This window comes from Micromonospora musae, from assembly GCF_003626635.1.
Lineage (GTDB): Bacteria > Actinomycetota > Actinomycetes > Mycobacteriales > Micromonosporaceae > Micromonospora > Micromonospora musae.
Map to the genome: position 1 here is coordinate 79,861 of NZ_RAZT01000009.1, position 20,072 is coordinate 99,932.

A 20,072-nucleotide genomic window follows, 5' to 3' on the forward strand; every position below is an offset into this window, starting at 1 on the left:
CATGACGCTCGACCTCACTGCCGAACTCGCCGCGGCCCGCATCCTCGCGGTCATCCGCGGCACCTCGGCCGCCGGCGCGATCGCCGCCGGCACCGCGCTACTGGAGGAGGGGGTGCCCGTCGTCGAGGTCGCTCTCACCACGCCGGACGCGACCCGGGCCGTGGCGGCGCTGCGCGCGGTCGCGCCCGAGGGGACCCTGGTCGGCGCGGGCACCGTGCTCACCGCCGCCGACGTCGCCGACGTGGCCGCCGCCGGGGCGCAGTTCGTCGTCACCCCGGCCGTGGTCGAGTCGATCGCCGAGGCCGCCCGCCGCGACCTCCCGGTGGCCGCCGGGGCGTTCACCCCGACCGAGGCCTACACGGCCACCCGGATGGGCGCCTCGGCGGTGAAGCTCTTCCCGGCCTCGGTGGGCGGCCCGGCGTACCTCAAGGCCCTGCGCGACCCGTTCCCGGACATCCCGTTCGTCGCGGTCGGCGGGGTCGGCCTCGACGACGTGCCCGGCTACCTGGCGGCCGGCGCGATAGCGGTGGGCGTCGGCGGGCCGCTGGTCGGCGACGCCGCGTCCGGCGGCGACCTGGGCGCGCTGCGCGAGCGGGCCCGCACCTACCTCACCGTCCTCAAGGGAGCACACGCATGACCCCCGACCTGCTCACCTTCGGCGAGGCCATGGTCTCGATGCGGGCGGCCGGGCCGCTGGCCACCGGCGCGCCGCTGAGCATGCACGTCGCCGGCGCCGAGTCCAACGTGGCCGTCGGGGTGGCCCGGCTCGGGCACCGTGCCGCCTGGGCAGGTCGGGTGAGCACCGACGAGTTCGGCGAGTACGTCCTGCGGCAGCTGCGCGCCGAGGGGATCGGCGTCGACGGGGTGACCCGTGACGCCGAGCGGCAGACCGGCCTGATGTTCCTGGAGCAGCGCTCGGCCGACCTGACCCGGGTCCAGTACTACCGCGCCGGCTCGGCCGGCTCGGCGCTGGGCGTCGACGACCTGAAGGCCCCGCTCGCCGCCGGGGCGCGGATGCTGCACCTGACCGGCATCACCCCGGCCCTCTCCGACACCGCGCGGGCGGCGACCGGCTGGGCGGCCGAGGCCGCCGCGGCGGCCGGCATCCCGATCTGCCTCGACGTCAACTACCGCGCCCGGCTCTGGTCCCGCGACGCCGCGCGGGCGGCGCTCACCCCGCTGGCGACGTACGCGTCGACCATCATCGCCTCCGCCGACGAGCTGGACCTCGTCGGCGAGCCGGACGCGGACGAGTCCACGGTCGCGGCCGAGCTGCTGCGGCGCGGCGTGCAGACCGTGCTGGTCAAGCTCGGGGCGGAGGGCGCCCGGGCGTACACCGCCGACGGTGTCGAGGAGGTCGGCGTGGTGAGCGTGACCGCCGTCGACACGGTGGGCGCCGGGGACGCGTTCACCGCCGGCTACCTCTCCGGCTGGTTCGACGGGCTGGACCTCACCGGCCGGCTGCGCCGCGCGGCCACCCTCGGCGCCTTCGCGGTCTCCACCCGCGGCGACTGCGAGGGTCTGCCGCGCCGCGCCGAACTCGCGCTCCTCGACGGCCACGAGGCAGGCAGCGTCCTGCGCTGACCCTCACCACCGCAGAGAAAGGCACCACCCCTTGAAGATCGTTGCTGCCGACGTCGTCGTCACCAGTCCCGACCGCAACTTCGTCACCCTCAAGATCACCACTGACGAGGGGTTCACCGGCCTCGGCGACGGCACCCTCAACGGCCGGGAGCTGAGCGTCGCGTCGTACCTGCGCGACCACGTCGTCCCGCTGCTGATCGGGCGCGACCCGCACCGCATCGAGGACACCTGGCAGTTCCTGTACCGCTCCGCCTACTGGCGGCGCGGGCCGGTCACCATGGCCGCCATCGCCGCCGTGGACGTGGCCCTCTGGGACATCAAGGCCAAGGCCGCCGGCATGCCGCTCTACCAGCTGCTCGGCGGCGCCTCCCGGACGGGGATCATGGCGTACGGGCACGCCTCCGGGCGGGACGTGCCGGAGCTGTTCGACTCGATCCGCCGCCACCTCGACGAGGGCTTCAAGTCGATCCGGGTGCAGACCTCCGTACCGGGCATCAACGCCGTCTACGGGGTGGCCACGCAGCCCAGCGCCGGCGGAAAGCGGTACGACTACGAGCCGGCGCAGCGCACCCCGCTGCCCGCCGAGGAGGACTGGGACACCCGCGCCTACCTGCGCCACCTCCCCGGCGTCTTCGAGGCCGTACGCAACGAGTTCGGCCCGGAGCTGCCGCTGCTGCACGACGGGCACCACCGGATGACCCCGATCCAGGCCGCGAAGCTCGGCAAGGCGCTCGAACCGTACGACCTGTTCTGGCTGGAGGACTGCACCCCGGCGGAGAACCAGGAGGCGTTGCGGCTGGTCCGCCAGCACACCACCACTCCGCTGGCGATCGGCGAGGTCTTCAACACGGTCTGGGACTACCAGACCCTGATCCGGGAACAGCTGATCGACTACGTCCGCTCGGCGGTCACCCACACCGGCGGCATCACCGCCATGCGCAAGCTGCTCGACTACGCCGCGCAGTACCAGATCAAGAGCGGCATCCACGGCCCCACCGACATCTCCCCGGTGGGGATGGCCGCCGCCCTGCACCTGGACCTGGCGATCCACAACTTCGGCATCCAGGAGTACATGCGGCACGGGACGCTCACCGACGAGGTGTTCCGGCAGTCGTTCACCTTCACCGACGGCTACCTGCACCCGGGGGAGCAGCCGGGTCTCGGGGTCGAACTCGACGAGGCGGCCGCCGCGAAGTTCCCGTACGTGCCGGCGTACCTGCCGTTCAACCGGCTCAAGGACGGGACGATCCATGACTGGTGAGCGGCGGCCGACCCGGCACGTCGTGGTCATGGGGGTCTCCGGCTCCGGCAAGACCACCGTGGCGCGGGGGATCAGCGAGGCGACCGGGCTGCTCTTCGCCGAGGCGGACGAGTTCCACCCGGCGGAGAACGTGGCCCGGATGCGGGCCGGCGTGCCGCTGGACGACGCCGCCCGCCTGCCCTGGCTGCGTGAACTCGCCGGCTGGATGGCCGCGAGGGCGGCGGAGGGCCGCTCGACGGTGCTGGCCTGCTCGGCGCTGCGGCGGTCGTACCGGGACGTGCTGCGCCAGGGACCGCCCACCGTGGACTTCGTGCACCTGGACGGGGCGGCGGAGGTCATCCGGGACCGGATGGCCCGCCGCACCGGGCACTTCATGCCGGCCAGCCTGCTCGAGTCGCAGCTGGCCACCCTGGAGCCGGCCGAGCCGGACGAGTCGGTGCTCGTGCTCGACGTCTCGCTCAGCCCGGAGCAGCTGGTGGCAGCGGCGCTGCACGGCCTCGGCCTGCCGACCGTGACGCCGGTGGGGGAGCGCTAGCCAGAGCGGCCGGGCGGCGGGCGTCCGGTCCGGTCGCGCCGCGCGGCGGAGCGCCGGAGGCTCTCGGCGCGCCCGCCACCGGTGCGGGTGGTTGTCGGTGGCGGGCGTTACGGTCATCGCGTGGTGACCGTCGCCGACGTCCGAGCCCTCGCCCACACGCTGCCCCGCAGCAGCGAGCACCTGATCCGTGACCGGGTGAAGTTCCGGGTCGGGTCGCTCGTCTACGTCGCGTTCAGCCGGGACGAGGCGTCGATGGGCTTCGGCTACCCGAAGGAGGAGCGCGACGCCCTGATCGCCGCCGAGCCGGGCCTCTTCTTCCTGCCCGGCGCGTCCGACCTGCGCTTCAACTGGGTCTGCTGCCACGTCGCGCGGCTCGACCAGCAGCACATGACCGAGCTGGTGACCGAGGCGTGGCGGATGTGCGTGCCGAAGTTCCTGGCGCGGCAGCGCCTCGGCCGTTGACCGCCGGCTCGTCGCCGGTGGGCGGTCAGGCCGCCTTGACGGCGATCGCGCCGTCGACCGTACGCAGGATCAGGCGCAGCACCTCGTGCCGCGACGTGCCCATCGTGGCCTGGTAGGACCAGCCCGCGTAGAGCTGGGACCAGATCAGGCTCTGCACCCAGTCGGCCGGAAGCTCGGGGTCGATGGTGCCGTCCCGGTGTCCCCGTTCGACCATCGCCGTGAAGTCGGGATCGCAGCCCGCCGGCTCCTCGCAGCTGGGGTCGGCCGACGCTGGCGTGGCGGTGAAGAGGAGCGACAGCACACTGCCCAGGTCGAAGTACTCCTCGCAGAGACGTCGTACCGCGGACGCCCCGCTGCCCTCGGTCATCCGGGCCTGAGCCGTCGCGCGTTCCAGCCGGGCGTCGGCCTCGGCGGTCACCGCCCGCAGCAGGTCGGCGCGGTCGGCGAAGTAGCGGTGCAGCGTGGTGCGCCCCACCTCGGCGGCGGCGGCGATGTCGCCGAGGGACGCCGCCGGGTTTCGCCCCAGCACGTCGATGGCCGCGTCGACGATCGCCTGCCGGGTGCGCGCCCGGCTGCCGGACACCTGGGCCTCGCTCACCACGCGAGAATACCAACGCGCCAATGCGGCGAAACGCTTGCCCGAAACGGAACAGCAGTGTTCCAATCGGGAGGTGCCTGCCTCCGGTTCCGCCCTCCTGCCCCGCCTGCGGACGCTCCTGTCGTTCCTCGCCCCGCACCGGCGCACCCTGCTCCTAGGGCTCGTGCTCGGCCTCGTCGCCAACGCGGCGGGGCTCGCCACGCCGATGGTCACCAAATGGGTCCTCGACACCCTCGGCACGGGCGAGCCGATGACCCGCCCGATCGGCGTGCTGCTGGCGCTCGTCCTGGTCGGCGCGCTCATCACCCTGTGGCAGTGGCGGCTGCTCGGCACCCTCGCCGAACAGGTCGTGCTGGACGCCCGCACCGCGATGGTCGTCCGCTACCTGCGGGCCCGCGTCGGTGACCTGCACCGCCGCCCCAGCGGCGAGCTGGTCACCCGGGTCACCTCCGACGCCGCGCTGCTGCACGAGGCGTCCGGCAGCATCATCGGCCTGGTGAACAGCACCATCGCCCTGCTCGGCACGCTCGTGCTGATGGGTGTGCTGGACCTGTTCCTGCTCGGCTGCACCATCGTGGCGGTGCTCGTCGTCGCCGCGGTGATGGGCGTGCTGCTACCTCGGATCGCGAAGGCGACCACGGCGGCCCAGGAGTCGGTGGGCCGCCTCGGCGGGACGCTGGAGGGGACGCTGCGCGCCATCCGGACGGTCAAGGCCAGCCGTGCCGAGGGGCGGCTGGGCGAACGCGTCATCGCCGACGCCCGGGACACGGCGGCGCACAGTGTGCGGGCGGCGCGGATCAGCGCCTCCGTCTGGACCGTCGCGTGGACCGGCATCCAGCTGGCCGTCATCGCGATCCTCGGCATCGGCGCCTGGCGCGCCCAGCGGGACCTGCTCGAGATCTCCAGCCTGATCGCGTTCCTGCTCTACGCCTTCCAGCTCATGGGACCGATCAGTGAGCTGACCCAGAACGTCACCGCGTTGCAGGCCGGCATCGCCGCGGCCGGACGGATCCGCGAGGTCGAGGCCATCGGCGTGGAGTCCCCAGCCGCTCCGGCGGCCGTGCCGCTGCCCGCGCACCGCCCGGCCCCCGACACCGACGCCGATCAGCCGGTGCTCGCCTTCCGGGGCGTCACCGCCCGGTACGGCCCGGACGCCCCTCCCGCAGTGAGCGGCATCGACCTGGAGATCCCGCGACGGGGGCACACCGCCATCGTCGGCCCCTCCGGCGCCGGCAAGACCACCCTCTTCTCGCTTCTCCTCCGGTTCCTCGAACCCGAGCACGGCGAGCTGCTGCTCGACGGCCGCCCGTACGCCGCACACAGCCACGACCAGGTGCGCGCCCGCCTCGCGTACGTCGAGCAGGAGACCCCGGTGGTGCCCGGCACCATCCGCGACAACGTGCGCTTCGGCCACCCCGACGCGACGGAGGCGGAGATCCAGGAGGTCCTGCGGGCCGTACAGTTGGACGAGAAGGTCGACTCGCTGCCCGAAGGGCTGGACACGCCGCTGGCGTCCACGGAGGTCTCCGGCGGCCAGCGGCAGCGCATCGCGCTCGCCCGGGCCATGCTGCGCACCCCGGACGTGCTGCTGCTCGACGAGGCGACCGCCCAGCTCGACGGTCTCACCGAGGCCGCGCTGCACGAGTGCATCCGGCAGCGGGCCGCGGCGGGCGCCGTGGTCACCATCGCGCACCGGCTCTCCACCGTCCTCGACGCCGACCGGATCGTCGTGCTCGAAGAGGGCCGGATCCGGGCGCAGGGCACGCACGCCGAACTGCTCGCCTCCGACGAGCTCTACCAAAGGCTGGTGCTTGCCCTGCGCATCGCCGCCGACCAGGACGTGGTCGCCGCCGCCGTGGCGTGACGACGCCGCCCCGGCCCCGCCCGGCCGTCGCCCGCAAGCCGGACCGCGACGGGACGGCGGAACCCGCGGCCGGTCACCCGCGGAGGCGGGGGAGCACCGGGCGGATCTCGACCGGAGCGCCCGGCCCGCCACCGGGGCGCGAGGCGTACTCCGGCACACCGACGCAGGTGAAGAGCAGGGTGGCGAGATCGTCCGGCTCGTCGAGCAGGCCGGGAACCTCCGAGTCCAGGAAGGTCATGCCGGAGGCGCTCGCGCCCAGCGCGTACGCGGCCAGGTGCAGCCGCCCCTCGACCAGCCCGGCGGCGAGTTGGGCGTCGCGGTAGGTGCGGTCGTCGAGCGGGGCGGCCGGCGTGGCCGCGATGACGACGTACGCCGCGTCCCCGGCGAGCGCCTGGTCGAGGCAGATCCGCAGCAGCTCGTCGCGCAGCTGCGCCGACCGCTGGGGCCGGGCCAGGTCGGGCCACCGGTAGCGGCCGGGGGTCACCCCGTCGACGCCGTGCACGGCGACGTGGTGCGGCACGTCCACACCGCGCAGGGCGGCCGCCAGCGGCCACTCCAACAGGGCTCGCGGAAGCGTCCGGGCCCGGTCCATCCGCCGCTGCGAGCCGCGCCGACGGATCACCTCGTCGAGCGAGTCGGACGGCGGCACGTCGCGCAGGGTGGGCCCGTCCGGCCAGGGCGACCCGAGGGCGTCCCGCTCGCCGGCGCGCTGCGCCGCGGTGCAGAGCGGCAGCTCGACCGGGGGCAGCTCACCCGGCGTGGCCGGTCCGCCCGGCTCGATCGCCGGCTCGCCGTCGCCGAGGGAGAGCAGGGCCAACGGATACTCGTGCACCCCGTCCGCGCCGACGAGTCGGCGCAGCGTGGCGTCGGGGAAGAGCGAGCGCAGCCTTGGGGCGAGGCCGGCGCCGGCGGCCGCCGCGGTGAGCTGCGAGAGCAGGGTTCCGGCGTCCCAGTAGAGGTGCCGCCAGCCGCGCTCGGCGTAGCGCCAGCCGGTGCGCCAGGGCACGCCGGTGACCACGAGGGTGGTGACCGTGCCGGCCGCGGCCGGGGCGACCCGCACCAGCGCGTGCTCCACCGGGTCGTACCAGTACACCCCGTCGGGCACACCGGCCACGCCCCGGGTGCTGGCGTAGAGCTCCAGCGGGAACCGGTTGCCCGCCGACCCGGAGGCGCGGAAGACGACCGGTCGTCCGTCGCGGACGGCGGTGCGTACGACGCCGGCGCCGAGGAAGAGCACCCGGCCGAGCTGCGCCGCATCCAGCGGTCGTGCGGTGGACGCCACGCCGGCGAGGACGGCCGTGGCGGGCACGCCCGGGTCGGGCAGGTCACGTGGCAGAGGTACGACGGGCAGCCCGGCCGGGTAGCTCTTCAGCGGCGGTGGCATCGTCGCGGGGTCGTTCGGGACCAGATCATGGCGTACGCGGGGGTCCTCGGCGGGCACGTCCCACTCGCGATCCGGCACGTACGACGTCAGGCGGTGCAGCAACCCGGCACCGGATTCGAGGTCCATCCGATCATCCTGCCAGCGGTCGGCGGCGTCACATTCGGCGCCCGCGCGCTTGTCGGGATCGATCGGAGCGGGTCCGGGCGTCTTCCGAGCCTTCCGCCCGAAACGGGCGTGTGAGGTGAGGCACCTTCGGCCCGGCCGGGAATGAGATGAGCCGCCGACGGTTTGGTGGCAGGTGTGAAAGCTGCACGTACGCCCGCACACGTCCGCCACAGACCGACCGGGGAGAGGGCATGACCTCCGCCCCCACCCGTACCGAGGCTCCCGCCGCCGGGAGCTCCGGTGAGGTGATGACCACCGCGCGGCGGCTGCGACTGGTCCTGGTGCTCGGTTCGCTGACCGCTATCGGTCCGCTCACCATCGACATGTACCTGCCGGCGCTTCCGGAGATCGCCGTCGACCTGCACACCACGTCGGCGGCCGTGCAGTTGACCCTGACCGGGACGCTCGCGGGCCTCGCCGTCGGTCAGTTGCTGATCGGCCCGCTCTCCGACGCGGTCGGCCGGCGCAAGCCGCTGCTCGCCGGCGTCGCCCTGCACATCGTGGCGTCGGTGCTCTGCGTTCTCGCGCCGAGCATCGGCGTGATCGGCGTGCTGCGGGTGCTGCAGGGGCTGGGCGTGGCGGCCGCCTCGGTGGTGGCGATGGCCGTGGTCCGCGACCTGTTCGACGGCGCCGCCTTCGCCCGGCTCTTCTCCCGCCTCATGCTCGTCGTCGGTGTGGCGCCGGTGCTCGCCCCGACCCTGGGCAGTGGGCTGCTGCGCTGGTCGGACTGGCGGGGCGTCTTCATCGCCCTCGCGGCGTTCGGCCTCATCCTGATCACGGTCGCGGCGTTCGGTCTCCCGGAGACGCTGCCGCCCGCGGCACGCCGCCGCGGTGGTGTGCTCGCCACCGCCCGCGTCTACGGCTCGCTGCTGCGGGACCGTACGTTCGTCGGGCTGGTCCTGGTCACCGGTCTGGCCATGGCGGCGCTCTTCGCGTACGTCTCGGGGTCGTCGTTCGTCTTTCAGGAGCAGTACGGCCTCGACGAGCAGCAGTTCGGGATCGCGTTCGGCGCGGGCGCCGTCGGGCTGATCGCGGCCACCCAGCTGAACGTCCGGCTGCTGAACCGGTACTCGCCGCAGCGGATCCTGATCGCCGCGCTGGGGCTGGGCACCGTGGCCGGCCTCGTGTTGACGACCTTCGCCGTGACCGACTTCGGCGGCCTGCCGGCCGTCCTGGCGTCGCTGTGGGTGGTCCTGTTCGCGGCGGGCCTGGCCATGCCGAACGCGCCGGCGCTCGCCCTGTCCCGCCACGGTGAGTCGGCCGGCACGGCGGCGGCGATGCTCGGCGCGGTGCAGTTCGGCGTCGGCGCGTTGTCGGCGCCCCTGGTCGGCGCGCTCGGCACGGGGGTCGTGGCGATGGCCGTGGTCGTCGCGGGCGGCATGATCGCCGCCGTCGCCGTGCTCTTCGTGGTCGTGCGCCCGGCGCAGCTGGGCGACCTCGCACCGTCGGCGGTCACCGTGGCGGCGCACTGACCGGACTGCTGTCTGCCGAGCAGATCCTGAGTTGAGCGGCCGGCGGGGCTTATGCCCCGCCGGCCGTGACTGTCTGTGCCGGCTGGGTTCGCCCTCCGCTCGCCCGCCGATACGCCGATGCGCGCCGCTTCGGCGCGGCCGCCGTTGCCCGATCGTGCCCCCGGAGCGAGGACGGGCAACATTCGGGCATCCACCTTGCCCAAACGGGCGCACCTTTTGCCAGCTATCGATCCACTTGTTGGTATTGATGCGCCCGAGCGCTGGCCGCAACCGGGCAGGAATCCTCCGGAATTCGCCCGATGCGATGGGCGTCACACCCGCGTAACGGTGTTAAAAATTAGCGACCGACGGGCGGGAGGTGAGCGATGAACTCGATGGAGCGCCGACAGCGCATCCTCGCCTCCGCCCGTGAACAGGGCTCGGTCGACGTGCAGAAACTCGCCGCCGATCTGGCCGTGTCGCCGGAGACCGTCCGGCGCGATCTGCACCGGCTCGAGCAGCAGGGGCTGGTGCGGCGTACCCACGGCGGCGCCTACCCGGTGGAGACCGCCCGGTTCGAGACGACCCTCGACACGCGGACCACCCGACTGGTGACGGAGAAGCGCCGCGTCGCCACGGCGGCGGCCCAGCTGCTGGGAGACGCCGAGTCGGTCTACATCGACGAGGGCTACACCCCCCGGCTGATCGCGGAGGCGTTGCCGGCCGAGCGCGCGCTCACCGTGGTCACCGCCTCGCTGGACACCGCGGCGATCCTCGCCGCGTCGCCCGCCACCACGGTCCTCCTGCTCGGCGGCCGGGTCCGGGGCCGCACCCGGGCGACCGTCGATCACTGGGCCGTCGACATGCTCGCCGGTTTCGTGATCGACCTGGCCTTCGTCGGCGCGAACGGGATCTCCCGGGAGCACGGCCTCACCACCCCCGACCCGGCCGTCGCCGCGGTGAAGGCGCAGGTCGTCACCGTGTCCCGGCGCGTCGTCTTCGCCGGGGTGCACACCAAGTTCGGCGCCAGCAGCTTCTGCCGCTTCGCGGACGTCGCCGACCTCGACGCCGTCGTCACCGACGTCGGGCTGCCGGCGTCCGAAGCACACCGCTACTCGCTGCTCGGCCCGGTGGTCCAGCGCGTCTGACCACCGGACCGGCCATCTCCCTCACCACCGAAACGGATCCTGGAGGTTCGCTGTGTCCAGAAGATGGTCTCCGCACCGTTTGCGGCCCACCCTGGCCCTGGCCCTGGTGGCCGTCCTCGCCGCCGCTGGTTGCTCCGGAGCCGGCGGCGGATCCTCCGACGGCGGCGACGGCAAGAGCATCACCGTGCTCATGGTGGGCAACCCGCAGATGGAGGACCTCGCCAAGGTCACCGCCGAGAACTTCACCAAGGAGACCGGCATCGAGGTCCGGTTCACGATCCTGCCCGAGAACGAACTGCGCGACAAGGTCACCCAGGACGTCGCCACCCAGGGCGGCCAGTACGACGTGGCGACCATCGGCGCGTACGAGGCGCCGATCTGGTCGAAGAACGGCTGGCTGCACGAGCTGAGCTCGTACGCCGACGCCGACACCGGCTACGACAGGGCCGACCTGCTCCCGCCGATGGTCACCTCGCTCTCCGGCGAGGACGGCAAGCTCTACGCCGCCCCGTTCTACGGCGAGTCCTCCTTCCTCATGTACAACAAGGAGCTCTTCGCCGCGAAGGGCCTGACCATGCCGGAGCGGCCGACCTGGCAGCAGGTGGCGCAGTTCGCCGCGCAGCTGGACGACGAGAAGGCCGGCGTCTCCGGCATCTGCCTGCGCGGGCTGCCCGGCTGGGGCGAGCTCTTCGCCCCGCTCACCACCGTCGTGAACACGTTCGGCGGCACCTGGTTCGAGAAGGACTGGACGCCGAAGGTGAACGCGCCCGAGTTCGTCGCGGCCACGAAGTTCTACGTCGACCTGGTGCGCGAGCACGGCACGCCCGGAGCGCCGCAGGCCGGCTTCACCGAGTGCCTGAACACCTTCGGCCAGGGCAAGGCGGCCATGTGGTACGACGCCACCTCGGCCGCCGGCACCCTCGAGGACGCCTCGGCCAGCACCGTCGCCGGCAAGGTCGGCTACGCGTACGCCCCGGTCGACAAGACCAAGTCGTCCGGCTGGCTCTGGGCGTGGGCGCTGGCGATGCCGAAGACCACCAAGCACGCCGACGCCGCCTGGAAGTTCATCTCCTGGGCCACCGGCAAGGAGTACGAGCGGCTGGTCGGCTCCTCCCTCGGCTGGTCCCGGGTGCCGGCCGGGAAGCGGCAGTCCACCTACGCCATCCCGGAGTACCAGCAGTCCGCCGCGGCCTTCGCCGACCTGACGCTCAAGTCCATCCAGGAGGCCGACCCGAAGAACCCGGGCATGCAGCCGCGCCCGGCGCTCGGCGTGCAGTTCGTCGGCATACCCGAGTTCGCCGACCTGGGCACCAAGGTGTCCCAGGAGGTCTCGGCGGCGATCGCGGGCAGCACCACCGTGGAGAAGGCGCTCACCGACGGCCAGAAGCTGGCCGAGGAAGTCGCCAAGGAGAACCGGTAGCCACCGGCCGGGGGCGGCCGCCGTCGGCGGTGGCCCCCGGCCCGACCTGAGGTGAACCGATGACACAGACACTCGCCACCGGCGCGGGCCCGACGCCGCGCGCCCCGGTCGCGGCTCCCGCCGGCCGGCGCGCCGCAGACCGGTGGAGCCGCCGGGCGCCACTGCTGCCCGCGCTGATCTTCGCGATCCTGGTGACCCAGATCCCGTTCCTGGTCACCCTCTACCTCTCCACCCTCGACTGGAACGCGCTGCGCCCCGGTGAGCGCGGCTTCGTCGGGCTCGCCAACTACGCCGAGGTGCTCACCGACACCCGGCTGCGCGCGGCGTTGACGAACACGGTGGTGCTCACCGCCGGGGCGGTCGTCGCGTCGGTGCTGCTCGGGCTCGGGATCGCGATCCTGCTCGACCGGAGGTTCCCGGGCCGGGGCATCGTCCGAACCCTGCTCATCACCCCGTTCCTGGTGATGCCGATGGCCGCCGCTCTGCTCTGGAAGCACGCCATCTACAACCCCGCGTACGGCCTGATCAACGGGATCCTCGGCGGCAGCACCGACTGGGTCTCCCAGTATCCGATGCTCTCCGTCGTCGCCACCCTGGTCTGGCAGTGGACCCCGTTCATGATGCTGATCATCCTGGCCGGGCTGCAGAGCCAGTCGACGGAGATCCTCGAGGCGGCCCGGGTCGACGGTGCCGGCGCCTGGCAGGTCTTCACCCGGATCACGCTGCCACACCTGCGCCCGTACCTGGAGCTGGGCGCCCTGCTCGGCTCGATCTACCTGGTGCAGACCTTCGACGCGGTCTTCACCATCACCCAGGGCGGGCCGGGCACCGCCACCACCAACCTGCCCTACGAGATCTACCTGACCACGTTCCGCAAGTTCGAGTACGGCGAGGCGGCCGCCGCCGGCGTCGTCGTGGTGATCGGCACGATCGTGGTGGCCACCTTCGCGCTGCGGGTGATCTCCAGCCTGTTCCGGATGGAGGGTGCTCGATGACCGCCGTACGCTCCGCGCGCAGCGCCGGCCGTCGCTCCCGGCGAGCAAGCCCGGCCGCGGCGACCTGGACCGTGCTCGCCTGGCTGGTCGGGCTGCTCTTCTTCCTGCCGGTGCTCTGGATGGTGCTCACCGGCTTCAAGCGGGAGGTGGACGCGGCCAGCAACCCGCCGACCTGGTTCTTCACCCCGGTCCTCGACGGCTACCGGCAGGTCTTCGACCGGGACATCACCCCGTACCTGCTCAACTCGCTGATGGCCAGCCTGCTCTCGACGCTGTTCGTGCTGCTGCTGGCCACCCCGGCCGCGTACGCGTTGTCGATCCGGCCGGTGGCGAAGTGGCGCGACGTGCTGTTCTTCTTCATCAGCACCAAGATGCTCCCCGCGGTGGCCGCGCTGCTCCCGATCTACCTGCTGGTCAAGGAGTTCGGCCTGCTCGACAACGTCTGGACGATGATCGTCCTGTACACCGCGATGAACCTGCCGCTCGCGGTCTGGATGATGCGCTCCTTCCTGCTGGAGGTCCCGCCCGCGTTGATCGAGGCGGCCGCGGTGGACGGCGCGAGCGTGCTCGTCACCATCCGCCGGATCCTGTTGCCGATCGTCGCGCCCGGGCTCGCCGCCACCGCGCTGATCTGCTTCATCTTCAGCTGGAACGAGTTCTTCCTCGCGGTGAACCTGACCGCGACCCGGGCCGGCACCTCACCGATCTTCCTGGTCGGTTTCATCACCTCCGAAGGGCTCTTCCTCGCCCGGCTCTGCGCGGCCGCGACGCTGGTGTCGCTGCCGGTCGTGCTGGCCGGCTGGATCGCCCAGAAGCAACTCGTCCGTGGACTCTCGATGGGGGCGGTCAAGTGAAAGCAGCGGTCATCGTCACGCCGGGTCAGATCTCGATCGAGTCGGTACCCGACCCGACGCCCGGGCCACGTGACGTGGTGGTGCAGGTCGCCGGCTGCGGCATCTGCGGCACCGACCTGCATATCCTCGACGGTGAGTTCGCCCCGGCGTATCCGATCGTTCCCGGACACGAGTTCGCCGGCACGGTCGTGGCGGCGGGTCGCGACGTCACCGAGGTACGGGTCGGCGACGCCGTCGCGGTCGACCCGTCGCTGCACTGCGGCGAGTGCTACCAGTGCCGCCGCGCCCGGGGCAACCTCTGCGAGCGGTGGGCGGCCATCGGGGTCACCGTCTCCGGCGGGGCCGCCGAGTTCGCAGTGGCCCCGGTGAAGAACTGCTTTCCGCTGCCCGAGGGGGTGGCGCCGGTGGACGCCGCACTGATCGAACCGCTCTCCTGCGCGGTCCGCGGCTTCGACGTCCTGCCCCGGCGGCTCGGCGACCACTACCTGATCTACGGGGCCGGGACGATGGGGCTGATGATGCTGGAGCTCGCCAAGCGCTGCGGTGCCGCGAGCGTCAGCGTGGTGGATCCGAACCCGGCCCGCCTGGCCACCGCCGTCCGGCTGGGCTGCTCGGCGTCGGCGCCGAGCGCGGCCGAGCTGACCCGGGCTCGCGGCTGGGACGTCGTGATCGACTGCACCGGGGTGCAGGCGGCGATCGACGACGGCCTGGGCCGGGTCGCGCCGGCCGGCACGTTCCTCCAGTTCGGTGTCTCGGAGTACCGCACGCGGGCGACGATCGAGCCGTACCGGATCTACAACCAGGAGATCACGGTGACCGGGTCGATGGCGGTGCTGCACAGCTTCGAACGGGCCGGGGAGCTCTTCGCCGCCGGAATCCTCGACCCCGAGGTCTTCATCAGCCACCGGTTCCCGCTGGAGAGCTACGCCGAGGCGATCGCCCAGTTCCGGGCCGGTGTCGGCCGGAAGATCGAGATCGTCGGCCTCGGCGAGGCGGCCCGCGAACCCGTTTCCGCGCAGGTCGGCCACGCCTGACCCGCCGGGCCGCGCCCGTTCCGCCGCCTCGTCACCGGGCGGCGGGACGGGCGGGTCGCTCTGGTCGCGGCTCGCCCGCGAGCCGTGAGGTGTGCCGGCGTCGCCGAGGGGTACCCGCGCCACCGGGACGAGCTTCGGGAGGCGCGGTGGCGATGGAGGCGCCGGACTACTTCCGGCCGGAGAACGGGGTGGTCCTCACCCATCTGCTGATCGTGCGGGACGTGGACCGTTCGCGGGAGTTCTACCGGCGGGTCCTGGGCGCGACGGTGGTGCGCGAGCGGCGACCGGCCATCCTGCGGTTCCACAACAGCTACATCGTGATCAACGACGAGGGTGGCCCGACCGACGACAAGCCGACGGTACGGGCCCAGGCCCCGGCCGATCCGGATGTGCTGAGCAGCGCGCTGAACGTCCGGGTCACCGACGTCCGGGCGGTGTACGAGCAGTGGCGTTCCCGGGGCGGCGAGTTCCTGACCGAACCGAAGGACCACGGCGCGGAGATCCGCTGCTACCTGCGGGACCCGGACGGCTACCTGATCGAACTCGGCCAGGGCACCGGGATCCTGGCGGAGGCGGACGGCGCCGACGGCGACTGACGCGGGCGGGACGCGTCCGGGGGAGATCCGCCGAGTCACCGCCGCGGCGGAGGCTTTGGCGATATTTTCGCACTGTTGGCCGGATATACCCGGAGGCGGAGCGGAGAGGGTCATGCCAACGGGGAGATCCTCGCGACGCCGCCGACCGCCCCGGCCACTCGGTGTGCCCGTGCTCGCGCCGGTGCCGGGTGGCTGGTGGTTCGACGGGCTGCTGCTCGCCGCGCTCGCCGCGCTCACCGCCGCCCTGATCTGGTGGCGGCCGATGCTGCGGCTGGACATCGTCGTACGCGACTGGTGCGACCAGCACCGGCCCCCGCCGGTCGACACGATGATGTACCTGTTCGACCGCGTCGGTCAGGGCGGCGCGCTCACCACGCTGACCGTGCTGGTGTCGTTCTGGCTGGCCTGGCGGCACCGGTCGGTACGCCCGATCATCCCGGCCGGGCTCGCGCCGATCATCAGCACCCTGCTGATCGTGGGGTTGAAGCGGTGGACCTCGCGCGGCGCCCCGCACCACGGCTCGGTCGAGATGTTCGCCGACGGGTGGGAGGAGTACTACCCCTCCGGGCACGTGAGCAACGGCATCGTCTACTTCGGCGTGCTGGCCATGCTGCTCGCGCCGTACCTGCCGGTGCTCGCCCGCCGGTTGCTGATGTGGGTGCCGGGCGTGCTCGTCTTCATCGGCACCACCTACCTCGGCTACCACTGGTTGACCGACAGCGTCGGCGGTTACCTGCTGGGCCTGCTGATCATCCGGGCGCTGCTGCGGGTGCCGTGGCGGACGCTGCCGCTGCCGCGGTGGCTGGACCACTCCCGCTGACGCCGAACGGCGCTCCGGTCCTCGACAATCCGCGTGCGGGGTGGGTCGACAGGTTGCCGCCGACCCGCCCCTGCGCGGGGCGCACCCTACCGCCGCTCGGGCACGATCACGTTGGAATGCGCGCCGGTCTCCGGCTCGGCCGGCGGCTCCGCGACCAGATGCGGAGCGGTCCGCTCGACGGGAGGTGGCGTCTCGGCGGGCCCGCCCGGCGGCTGCTCCTGCGGGTGTGCGACAGGTTCGACCGGTCGCTGCGTCTCGGCCGGTGCGGTCCGCTCGGCCGGAGTCGGTGCCGGTGCCGCCTCGCCCGGTTCGGCCGCCGCCTCGACCTGCGCGTGCGCGGGACCGCCGTTCGCCCGCCGCCGGCCCGGCTCGCGCGTGCCCACCGTCGGGTACTCGGCCGTCTCGCCGCCGCCCGCCGCGGCCGCCATCACCGCCGCGGCGGCCAGGTCGGCCACCCGCTTCGCCTCGCGCTGCACCCGGGCACGGACGTCCTTCGCGTGCCGCTCGGCCAGGTCGGCGGAGCGGCGTGCCTCGTCGAGTCGGGCCGCCTCGGTGGCGAGTTGCTGGCGGACCTCCTCCAGGCGTCGCTGCGCCGTGCCCAACTCGTGCTCGGTCGCCGACTGCTCCTGGTGCGCCCCGGCCAGCTTCCGCTGCGCCGCGCCCAGCTCGGACTCCACCTGCGTCAGCGCCTGCTGGCGCACCGTCACCTCCCGGTGCAGCTCGGTGAGCTGCTCCTGGTGGGTGGTGGCCTGTTCGTCGGCGCGCTGCCGCACCTCCGTCGCGTACTGCTGCGCCTCGGCGATGAGGGAGCCGATGGTCTGCTCGGCGGCGCTGCGCTGGTTCTCGATCTCCCGCTCGGCGGTCGCCCGTTGCTCGGCGATCTCCTGCTCGGCGGCGGTACGCCGCTCGTTGACGTCCCGTTCGATGTTCGCCTGCCACTGGGCCAGCTCCTGCTGGCTCTTGCTCCGGGCCGCCTGCAGCTCCTGCTGGATCTGCGTACGCGCCGCGCGGGTCAGCGCCTCGGAGGCGGCTCGGGCCTGCTCGACCTGCTGGGCGCTCTGCTCGCTGATCCGCTTCGCCTCCTGGCGGGCCCGCTCGTGCGCGGCCTCCCCGTCGGCGCGCAGCTTCTCCGCCGCCTCCCGGATCTCGGCGATCTCGGTCTCGACCGCGGTGCGGCGCTCCTCGTACGTCTTCTCCTGCTCGACGCGGCGCGCGGAGAGCTCCTCCTCCAGGTCCTGCAGCGCCCGGGTGGCTCGCTCGCGCGCGTCGACAAGCGTCCGTTCCGCCTCGGTCTGCAGCTCCCCGGCGCGCTGCGCGGCGGTGTCGGCGATCGCCGCGCCCTGCTTCTCGGCCAGCGCGAGGATCTGGTCGACCATCGGGCCCAGATCGCGGAACGACGCCCGGTCGGGCTGGTTCGGGCGGTGCCGCAGCTCGGTCAGCTCGGTGTGCAGCTGCTGCATCTGCGCGGTCAGCTCCCGGACCTGCCCGGTCACCCGGTCGCGCTCGGTGGAGAGCGCCGCGAGCTGCCCGTCGAGCTGCTCGATGTACCGATCGACCTGCCGCTTCTCGTAACCGCGCAGCGCCAGCTCGAAGCTGGGTCGCGAGCCGCGGTTCTCGCGTACCGCGAACGGCTCTTCGCCGTTGGACATCCGACATCCTCCGTACGATCCTGCCGTCCCCACAGGGCATGGGGTCGCGCAACGCTACCGTCGTGCCGACGCCGGATCGTCATCGACCCGGCGCTCCTGCCACGGGGCGCGCCCGTCGTGCGTGGACGCCGGTCGCCGCCCGGCGTCCCGGACGGTCGGTGGCCGTCGAGCCACCGCCGGTGTCGGCCGCGGCCCCCGAGGCGTCTCCGGCTCGAAGGCGTCGAGAGTAAAGCATGGCAAAGACCTCAGCACGGCGCGGGTCGCCCGGGCGCGCGGCATGATGGTCAGCGGCGCCGGTCCCGGCCGGCTCCGCACCTCGCGGGCGGGCGGCGGCGCCGCGCAACGAACAGGAGAGACATGTCTTCGATCGCAGACCAGACGATATCGGCCCTGCGTGGCGGGCACGACGCGCTCGTCGCGTTCGTCGGGAAGCTCGGCCAGGAGGACCTGGTACGGCCCTCCGGCGCCAGTGACTGGCAGGTGTCCCAGGTGCTCAGCCACCTCGGCAGCGGAGCGGAGATCAACCTGGCGGCGCTGCGCGCCGCGAAGTCCGGCGGCGCGGCGCCGGGCGGTGACTTCAACAAGTCGGTCTGGGCCCGGTGGGACGCGATGTCCCCCGCCGAGCAGGCCGCCGGCTTCGTCGAGGCCAACCAGCGGCTCGTCGAGGAGTACGAAGCGTTGGATCCGACCACCCGGGCGCAGCTCCGGATCGACCTGGGCTTCCTGCCCGAGCCGGTGGACGTCGCCACCTCGGCCCGGATGCGGCTCAGCGAGTTCGCCCTGCACCAGTGGGACGTCGAGGTCGGATTCGACCCGTCGGCGACGGTGTCGGCGGAGGCGGTGGCGCGCCTGCTCGACAACGTGGGGGCGATGCTCGCCTGGACGAGCCGCGCGGACGTTCTCGGCGGACGACAGGCACACCTCACGGTGCGGCTGGAGGAGCCGTCGCGGCTCTTCGGGCTGCGGCTGGGCGAGCGGGTCGAGCTGACCGACGCCCCCGAGCGGCCGGACGGGGAGCTGCTGGCGCCGGCCGAGGCGTGGCTGCGCCTCACGGTGGGACGGCTCGGCGCGCAGTACACGCCGGAGGCCGTCCGGCTGACCGGGCCGGTGAGCCTGGACGAGCTGCGTTCCGTCTTCCCCGGCTTCTGAGCCGCAGCTGCACCGCTCCGGCGCCCGTCGTGGTCAGGCGGGCGCCGGACCGGTGGAGTCCCGCACCACGAGGGTGTGCCCGGTGGGGCGCCGACGCGGTCGGTTCGACCTGGGCTTGAGCGCGAGGGCGAGCGCCGTGCGTCCCATCTCGGTCATGGGCAGCCGGACGGTGGTGAGGCTGGGCGCCAGGTCGGCGGCGACCGAGACGTCGTCGAAGCCGACCACCGACACCCGCTCCGGCACCGAGATGCGGCGGGCGCGTAGCACCGCGAGGACCCCCATCGCCATCGCGTCGTTGAGCGCGATGACGGCCGTCGTTCCCGGATGGTCGCCGAGGATCCGCTCGGCCGCCACCCGCCCGCCCTCCCGGGTGAAGTCGGTGTGCACCACCGGCAGTTCGGCGAGGTCCAGGCCGTGGCCGCGCAGCGCCGAGGCGACCCCGGCGAGCCGGTCGGTGACGGTGGTCAGCCCCGGCGTCCCCGCCGCCACCGCGATCCGCCGGTGCCCCAGCGCCAGGAGGTGCTCGGCGAGCGCCCGCCCGCCGGCCTCGTTGTCGGGCAGCACGGCGTCGGCGCCGAGGGAGTGCCGCCCGATGACCGCGACGCGCCCGCCGAGGCTCTGGTACGCGGAGAGCTCCGCCTTCGTCTCCGCCTCGACCCGGGTGTCGGTGTAGCCGGAGCCGGCGATGAGGATGATGCCGACCCGCTGGGCGATGAGGTGGCGGATCTGGCGCAGCTCGAAGTGCGGGTCGCGCCCCGAGTGGCAGATCTGCACGAGCAGCCCCTGCTCGGCGGCGACCTCGATGACCCCGCCGGCGATCTCGGAGAAGTACGGGTCGTCCACCTGGTGCACGACGAGGCCGACGGTCGAGCTGGCGCCCCCGGCGAGGGTGCGCGCGTACGGGTTGGCGACGTAGCCGAGCTCCTGGGAGACCCGCCGCACCCGGTCGGCGACCTCCTCGCTGACTCCGTCCCGGCCGGAGAGGGCCCGGGACGCTGTCGCCAGTGACACTCCGGCCCGCTCGGCGACGTCGACGAGGCGCAGCCTCGAGCCAGGCTTGGGCATCAGCGACTCTCCTGAGACATCGATGTCGGCACCTTCAT

19 protein-coding genes are annotated in these 20,072 nt (G+C 73.1%); 15 read left to right on the plus strand and 4 right to left on the minus strand.

Translation table 11 applies throughout. The features are described from left to right. Position 1: 1 nt before the first annotated feature. From D7044_RS18740 to D7044_RS18760, 5 genes are all read left to right on the plus strand, one after another. On the plus strand, positions 2-637 hold the full coding sequence (locus tag D7044_RS18740) for a bifunctional 4-hydroxy-2-oxoglutarate aldolase/2-dehydro-3-deoxy-phosphogluconate aldolase (protein WP_233565035.1): 636 nt from the start codon (positions 2-4) through the stop codon (positions 635-637). Then, the gene (locus D7044_RS18745; RefSeq protein WP_120674857.1) at positions 634-1,584 is read left to right on the plus strand and encodes a sugar kinase; all 951 of its coding nucleotides are present in this window, start codon (positions 634-636) and stop codon (positions 1,582-1,584) included. The genes D7044_RS18740 and D7044_RS18745 overlap by 4 nt, the downstream gene beginning before the upstream one ends. 31 nt (positions 1,585-1,615) lie before the next feature. Further along, a complete protein-coding gene (gene manD / locus D7044_RS18750) occupies positions 1,616-2,845 on the plus strand; it encodes a D-mannonate dehydratase ManD (protein ID WP_120674859.1) in 1,230 nt (409 codons plus the stop codon). Continuing rightward, complete coding sequence (locus tag D7044_RS18755) at positions 2,835-3,380, plus strand: gluconokinase (RefSeq protein WP_120674861.1); 546 nt, start codon at positions 2,835-2,837, stop codon at positions 3,378-3,380. The genes manD and D7044_RS18755 overlap by 11 nt, the downstream gene beginning before the upstream one ends. Before the next feature lie 120 nt (positions 3,381-3,500). Next, complete coding sequence (locus D7044_RS18760; protein WP_120689688.1) at positions 3,501-3,842, plus strand: MmcQ/YjbR family DNA-binding protein; 342 nt, start codon at positions 3,501-3,503, stop codon at positions 3,840-3,842. A gap of 25 nt (positions 3,843-3,867) precedes the next feature. Here D7044_RS18760 and D7044_RS18765 read toward each other — a convergent pair whose 3' ends face one another. After that, on the minus strand, positions 3,868-4,440 hold the full coding sequence (locus D7044_RS18765) for a TetR/AcrR family transcriptional regulator (RefSeq protein ID WP_120674865.1): 573 nt from the start codon (positions 4,438-4,440) through the stop codon (positions 3,868-3,870). Between the two features lie 73 nt (positions 4,441-4,513). Here D7044_RS18765 and D7044_RS18770 point away from each other — a divergent pair, with 73 nt between their 5' ends. Further along, positions 4,514-6,304: an ABC transporter ATP-binding protein gene (locus D7044_RS18770; RefSeq protein ID WP_233565036.1), complete on the plus strand. Its 1,791-nt coding sequence runs from the start codon at positions 4,514-4,516 to the stop codon at positions 6,302-6,304. Between the two features lie 73 nt (positions 6,305-6,377). Here D7044_RS18770 and D7044_RS18775 read toward each other — a convergent pair whose 3' ends face one another. Then, a complete protein-coding gene (locus tag D7044_RS18775) occupies positions 6,378-7,814 on the minus strand; it encodes a nitroreductase family protein (protein ID WP_120689689.1) in 1,437 nt (478 codons plus the stop codon). A 230-nt stretch (positions 7,815-8,044) separates the two neighbouring features. Between D7044_RS18775 and D7044_RS18780 the strand changes: the two genes are divergently transcribed. The 8 genes from D7044_RS18780 to D7044_RS18815 all read left to right on the plus strand — a co-directional run bounded on the left by D7044_RS18780 (position 8,045) and on the right by D7044_RS18815 (position 16,171). Next, entirely contained in the window at positions 8,045-9,325 is a 1,281-nt protein-coding gene (locus tag D7044_RS18780; protein ID WP_233562988.1) for a multidrug effflux MFS transporter, read from the plus strand. Between the two features lie 365 nt (positions 9,326-9,690). After that, the gene (locus tag D7044_RS18785; protein WP_120689690.1) at positions 9,691-10,452 is read left to right on the plus strand and encodes a DeoR/GlpR family DNA-binding transcription regulator; all 762 of its coding nucleotides are present in this window, start codon (positions 9,691-9,693) and stop codon (positions 10,450-10,452) included. 52 nt (positions 10,453-10,504) lie between these two features. Further along, complete coding sequence (locus D7044_RS18790; protein ID WP_233565037.1) at positions 10,505-11,872, plus strand: ABC transporter substrate-binding protein; 1,368 nt, start codon at positions 10,505-10,507, stop codon at positions 11,870-11,872. 59 nt (positions 11,873-11,931) lie between these two features. Beyond that, complete coding sequence (locus D7044_RS18795; RefSeq protein WP_120674873.1) at positions 11,932-12,867, plus strand: carbohydrate ABC transporter permease; 936 nt, start codon at positions 11,932-11,934, stop codon at positions 12,865-12,867. Next, a complete protein-coding gene (locus D7044_RS18800) occupies positions 12,864-13,721 on the plus strand; it encodes a carbohydrate ABC transporter permease (RefSeq protein WP_120689692.1) in 858 nt (285 codons plus the stop codon). The genes D7044_RS18795 and D7044_RS18800 overlap by 4 nt, the downstream gene beginning before the upstream one ends. Next, entirely contained in the window at positions 13,718-14,755 is a 1,038-nt protein-coding gene (locus tag D7044_RS18805; protein ID WP_120689693.1) for a zinc-dependent alcohol dehydrogenase family protein, read from the plus strand. The genes D7044_RS18800 and D7044_RS18805 overlap by 4 nt, the downstream gene beginning before the upstream one ends. Positions 14,756-14,907: 152 nt before the next feature. Continuing rightward, on the plus strand, positions 14,908-15,351 hold the full coding sequence (locus D7044_RS18810; RefSeq protein WP_120689694.1) for a VOC family protein: 444 nt from the start codon (positions 14,908-14,910) through the stop codon (positions 15,349-15,351). A 112-nt stretch (positions 15,352-15,463) separates the two neighbouring features. Further along, a complete protein-coding gene (locus D7044_RS18815) occupies positions 15,464-16,171 on the plus strand; it encodes a phosphatase PAP2 family protein (RefSeq protein WP_120674881.1) in 708 nt (235 codons plus the stop codon). An 86-nt stretch (positions 16,172-16,257) separates the two neighbouring features. On the opposite strand, the gene D7044_RS18820 is transcribed toward D7044_RS18815, so the two are convergent. Further along, positions 16,258-17,820: a coiled-coil domain-containing protein gene (locus tag D7044_RS18820; protein WP_120689695.1), complete on the minus strand. Its 1,563-nt coding sequence runs from the start codon at positions 17,818-17,820 to the stop codon at positions 16,258-16,260. A 357-nt stretch (positions 17,821-18,177) separates the two neighbouring features. On the opposite strand from D7044_RS18820, the gene D7044_RS18825 reads away from it, so the two are divergent. After that, the gene (locus D7044_RS18825; protein WP_120689696.1) at positions 18,178-18,969 is read left to right on the plus strand and encodes a maleylpyruvate isomerase family mycothiol-dependent enzyme; all 792 of its coding nucleotides are present in this window, start codon (positions 18,178-18,180) and stop codon (positions 18,967-18,969) included. Between the two features lie 33 nt (positions 18,970-19,002). On the opposite strand, the gene D7044_RS18830 is transcribed toward D7044_RS18825, so the two are convergent. Then, positions 19,003-20,034, minus strand: a complete 1,032-nt coding sequence (locus tag D7044_RS18830) for a LacI family DNA-binding transcriptional regulator (protein ID WP_120689697.1) — start codon at positions 20,032-20,034, stop codon at positions 19,003-19,005. Positions 20,035-20,072 lie beyond the last annotated feature (38 nt).